Origin of the sequence: Streptomyces sp. NPDC002044 (genome assembly GCF_040296725.1) — a bacterium.
Lineage (GTDB): Bacteria > Actinomycetota > Actinomycetes > Streptomycetales > Streptomycetaceae > Streptomyces > Streptomyces antarcticus.
Genome location: NZ_JBEOXU010000269.1, coordinates 1 through 4,212, shown reverse-complemented (window position 1 = coordinate 4,212; position 4,212 = coordinate 1). Strand labels below are relative to the sequence as shown.

4 protein-coding genes are annotated in these 4,212 nt (G+C 75.4%); 1 reads left to right on the top strand and 3 read right to left on the bottom strand.

Annotation, left to right across the window (positions count from 1 at the left end; genetic code table 11):
* Positions 1-156 precede the first annotated feature (156 nt).
* The 3 genes from ABT106_RS31250 to ABT106_RS31240 all read right to left on the bottom strand — a co-directional run bounded on the left by ABT106_RS31250 (position 157) and on the right by ABT106_RS31240 (position 3,423).
* The gene (locus tag ABT106_RS31250) at positions 157-1,440 is read right to left on the bottom strand and encodes a hypothetical protein (RefSeq protein ID WP_351284246.1); all 1,284 of its coding nucleotides are present in this window, start codon (positions 1,438-1,440) and stop codon (positions 157-159) included.
* A gap of 282 nt (positions 1,441-1,722) precedes the next feature.
* A complete protein-coding gene (locus ABT106_RS31245; protein ID WP_351284243.1) occupies positions 1,723-2,907 on the bottom strand; it encodes a S8 family peptidase in 1,185 nt (394 codons plus the stop codon).
* Positions 2,908-2,985: 78 nt separating this feature from the next.
* Positions 2,986-3,423 (bottom strand): GNAT family N-acetyltransferase, encoded by a 438-nt coding sequence (locus ABT106_RS31240; protein WP_351284240.1) that lies wholly within the window; start codon positions 3,421-3,423, stop codon positions 2,986-2,988.
* Between the two features lie 20 nt (positions 3,424-3,443).
* On the opposite strand from ABT106_RS31240, the gene ABT106_RS31235 reads away from it, so the two are divergent.
* On the top strand, positions 3,444-4,212 hold a 769-nt coding region (locus ABT106_RS31235; protein WP_351284237.1), incomplete at its 3' end, for a deaminase.

The following is a 4,212-nucleotide window of genomic DNA, read 5'->3' as shown; positions in this document are numbered from 1 at the left end:
GGGTGCCGCGGGGGGGGGGGGGCGGGGCCCCCGCGGGGGGGGGGGGGGGGGTGGGGGGGGGGGGGGGGGGGGGGGGGGGGGCGGGGGGGGGGGGGGGGGGGGGGGGGGGGCGGCCCCCCCCCCCCCCACCACCCTGGAGCGAGCGGGCCGTACGGGTCAGGCGATGGAGAAGGTGACCACCGAGCGGTAGGTGTCGGCGAACATGAACGGCGGGAGCTGGATCATCCCCGCGCCGCCGACGGCGAACTCGCCACCGGTCAGCTCGTCCCCGCCGGCCGCCTGGGAGGCGATCTTCATCGGGGTGTCGGAGATGGCGCCCGGCGTACCGGCCGAGCAGGTGCTCGGGCTGTCCGCGTTGGTCACGGTGCAGGACGGCTGGATGCCGAGCTGCGCCTTGGTCATCGAGTGGCCCGTGGTCTCGTTCAGGAACGGGGTACGGGTCGCCGTGACGTCCCAGCCGAGGGAGCCGCCGCGGAAGTCCTGGACGGACATCGCGGTGAACTGGCCCACGACCGACTGCGACGTGCCGTTGATCGTCACCTTGCCGAAGTCGACGGCCGGGTTGCCGCCCTGCGGACCGATGGCCAGCGGACCGGGCAGGACCTCGACGTCGACCGGGTTCTTCACGCCGGGCTGGTCCTCGACGAAGACGAAGTCCTTGTACGGCTTGATCGCGCCGTCGATGCGGATCTGGTCGGCCTTCTTGGTGACGGTGACGCCGCAGTCGGCGACGCCGTTCGCCGCGGCCGTGCCGGTGCCGGTGTCACCGGTGGGGACGTCGTTCAGGAGGGCGGAACAGGTGACCGCCCCGGGGGCGAAGTTGGCGCCGGTGACGGCGACCGCGGTGCCGGCCTTGCCGCTGTTGGGCGTCAGCCTGGTGGTGATCGGGTCCTTGGGCAGGGCCTCCACGGCGACCGAGCCGAGGGAGGCGCTGGGGCGCGGGGCCGGGGTGCACGTCGTGGTGAAGACGGAACCGGAGAGGTCCGCGTCGGTCACCGCGAGGTCGAGGGTCACGTTGACGGTGGTGCCCTCGGTGCCGTCCGGGATCTTGATGGTGCCGGAGAACGCCTTCGGGTCGAGCGGCTGGCCGGCCACGACACTGACGGTCTCGGGCGGACTGGTGACCACCTGGGTGGTCGCCCCGACCTTGAGGGTGATCTTGGAGGTGTTCACCGTGGTGACGGAGAAGCCGGGGATCAGCGGGCTCGCGCCCGGATCGATGGTGATCGGGACGACGTCACCGGCCTTGGCGCCGTCGGGCAGGGTCACCGTGAAGTTCTGGTTGCCGGAGCCGTCCGGCTGCGGCGCCGGGGCGTCGCAGTTCTCGAAGACGGCGGTGGTCTTGGTCGCGGCCTGCGCCGAGCCCGCGAGGCCCACCGCCCCACCCGTCAGGGCCAGGGATAGGGCTCCCGCCCCGGCCAGCACTCTTCGTCTGAGCATTCTCGTACTCACTGGGTCGCGACTCCTTCGTCATGACGAACCCCTCCCCCCACCCGCTGTGTGGGGGAGGCCGAGCCGGTGCGGTGGCCGACAAGGTCGCGTCGCCGTGATGAGAAGTCAATGGCTTGCTTTCGCCCGAAGGACACACACATTGATGTCCCATCAGGTCGGGTCCGGCGGAGGAGTTCCCGCGGGAGGGCACGGAGGCAGCGGTTCCGGCCGGTGGGGCGATCCGGAACCGCTGGAAACGGCCAGGTGCGCGGGCGGGGTGAGCGGGCGGGGTCAGCGGGCGGTCGGCGCGTGCAGCAGCAGGTTCGGCGTGCCGGCCGGCAGGCCGGTGATCCGGTCGGCCGCGGCGCCCCCCACGAGGGCCCGGGACACCTCCGCCGGGGTGCGCGCCGTCCCGCCCGCCAGGACCAGCGCCGCGACGCCCGCCACGTGCGGGGCGGCCATGGACGTGCCCGAGGCGCGGGCCGTGGCGGTGGTGGACCCCTTCCAGGCCGACACCACGCCCACCCCCGGCGCCGAGAGGTCCACGCAGGGGCCGTGGTTGGAGAACCCCGCGCGCCGGTCCGCGGCGTCGGTCGCGCCGACGGTGAGGGCCTGCGGGACCCGGGCCGGGGAGCCGGCGCAGGCGTCCTCGCCCGCGTTCCCGGCGGCCGCCGTGAAGGTGATCCCTGAGGCGATGGCCCGCGTCACCGCCGCGTCGAGGGCGTAACTGGGGGTGCCGCCCATGCTCATGTTCGCCACCGCCGGGGTGGCGGGCGCGGCCACGGCGTCCTTCACCAGCCACTCCAGACCGCGCAGGATGCCCGACAGCCGCCCGGATCCCCGGCAGTTCGCCACCTTCACCCCGACCAGTGAGACGCCCTTGGCGACCCCGTACGTCGCCCCGCCCACGGTCGCCGCGACGTGCGTGCCGTGGCCGTTGCAGTCGCCGGAAGTCTCCAGCCACAGGGCGTTGTAACCGGCCCGGGCCCGGCCGCCGAACTCCTGGTGGCGGACGTTGATCCCGGTGTCCACGACGTAGACGGTGACGCCCCCGGCCTTGGAGGCGTACGTGTACGAACCGTCGAGCGGCAGCTCGCGCTGGTCGATCCGGTCCAGCGGCCAGGGGGCCAGCGGCTGGGTGTCGGCGGTGCGGTACACCGCGTCCGGCTCCACGGAGGCCACCCGCGGATCGGCGGCGAGGGCCGCGGCCCGGGCGGCGGTGGTGCGGACGGCGAAGCCGTTCAGGGCGGTGCCGTAGACGGACCCGACCACGTCACCGGACTCGGCCGCCTCGGCCGCCAGGGCACGGGTCGGCGCGCGGGGGGTGGTGTCCTTGAGGACGACGACGTAGGGGGCGGTGGGAGCGCCGCCGGAGGCGGCCGCGGCGGCCTGCGGGGGCGCGGCTCCCGTGGTGAGCGCGGCGAGGAGGGCGGCGGCGGCCGGAAGCAGCACGGTCGGTGACGTCAGTGCGGTCATGCGGCCGATGCTCGGCGCACGGGGGAGCGGGCGCGCGGAGGGTGCGCCGAGTGGGCGCACGACACGCCGCCGGGAGGGCTACCGCCGGGGGTCCGGGGGCGGTGACGGGGCCAGCGGCCAGCCGCGCATCGTGAAGACGCCCTCGTCGACCGCGCCGGCGGAGCCGTAGGTGGCGAGGGCGGCCTCGTTGTCGGTGTCCACGCCCACCCACATGCCGTAACAGCCGCGGCCCCGGGCCTCCTCGGCCAGGGCCAGGGTCAGGGCGCGCCCGATCCCGCGCCGCCGGTGGCCCTCGTCCACGGAGAGTTCGTACAGGCACATCTCGGTGCCCTTGTCGGGGTGGCTCATCTCGACGCCGGAGACCATGCCCGCGGGCACGCCGTCGACGTAGGCGATCAGCATCAGGTGGCCCGGGGCGGCGAGGAAGCGCTCGGACCAGTCCGTGCGGGCAGGGCCGTCGAAGAGGCCCTCGGCGGCGGCGAGCTCGGCAGCCGTGCGGGCCGGGCGGATGTCCATGGGGTGACGATAATGGCCCGATGGCACCAGGGCAGTTGGATTTCGGCACGGCGTGGCGGACGGCCCCGGTGGGGGTGCGGAGATCACTCGCGCTCGCCTACGAGGCGCTGGCGGCGGGCGGCCTCGCGGTGGGGGCGGCGCTGACGGACGCGGCGGGGGCGGTGATGTGCGAGGGGCGGAACGAGGCGTACGGGGAGGGCCCCGGGACCGGCCCCCTGCGCGGTACGCCGCTGGCCCACGCCGAGATGAACGCGCTCGGCGCCGCCCGGACCGGATGGGACCTCGGCGCGGCGGTGCTGTGGAGCACGCAGCACCCGTGCGGGATGTGCGCGGCCGCGGCGGAGTTCACGGGGGTCGGCGCGGTGCGGTACCTGGCCCCGGACCCGTGGGCCCTGGCGGTCGGCGCCCAGGCCGGGACGGGTGGGATGGTCCGGACGGTCAGGACGGGTGGGACGGGTGGGACATCCGGGGTGAATGCCTCGGGCGGGGCGGGTGCTTCGGGTGCTTCGGGTGCGTCCGGTGCTTCCGGTGCGGAGCCGGTGGGCGAGGCGGTGTGGCTGCTGGCGGCGAACGCGATGTTCCTGCGGAGCGTGGCGTTGGCGGCACGGGGCCCGGGCGAGCCGGACATCCTGACGCGGCACCGCGCCGTCGAGCCGGAGACGGCGGCCCTCTACGACCGGGTGGCGCCGGGCCGGCCCACGGACCGCTCGGTGGAGGAGTGGCTGGACGGCATCTGGCCGGGCCTCCGCGCCGGGGCCGAAGCACGCGACCGGAGGCTGGCCCGCCCCT

What these genes read in the sequence shown, in the direction of transcription:
- ABT106_RS31250 (WP_351284246.1), bottom strand. Translation starts at nt 1,440, where the DNA reads ATGCTCAGACGAAGAGTGCTGGCCGGGGCGGGAGCCCTATCCCTGGCC.
- ABT106_RS31240 (WP_351284240.1), bottom strand. Translation starts at nt 3,423, where the DNA reads ATGGACATCCGCCCGGCCCGCACGGCTGCCGAGCTCGCCGCCGCCGAG.
- ABT106_RS31245 (WP_351284243.1), bottom strand. Translation starts at nt 2,907, where the DNA reads ATGACCGCACTGACGTCACCGACCGTGCTGCTTCCGGCCGCCGCCGCC.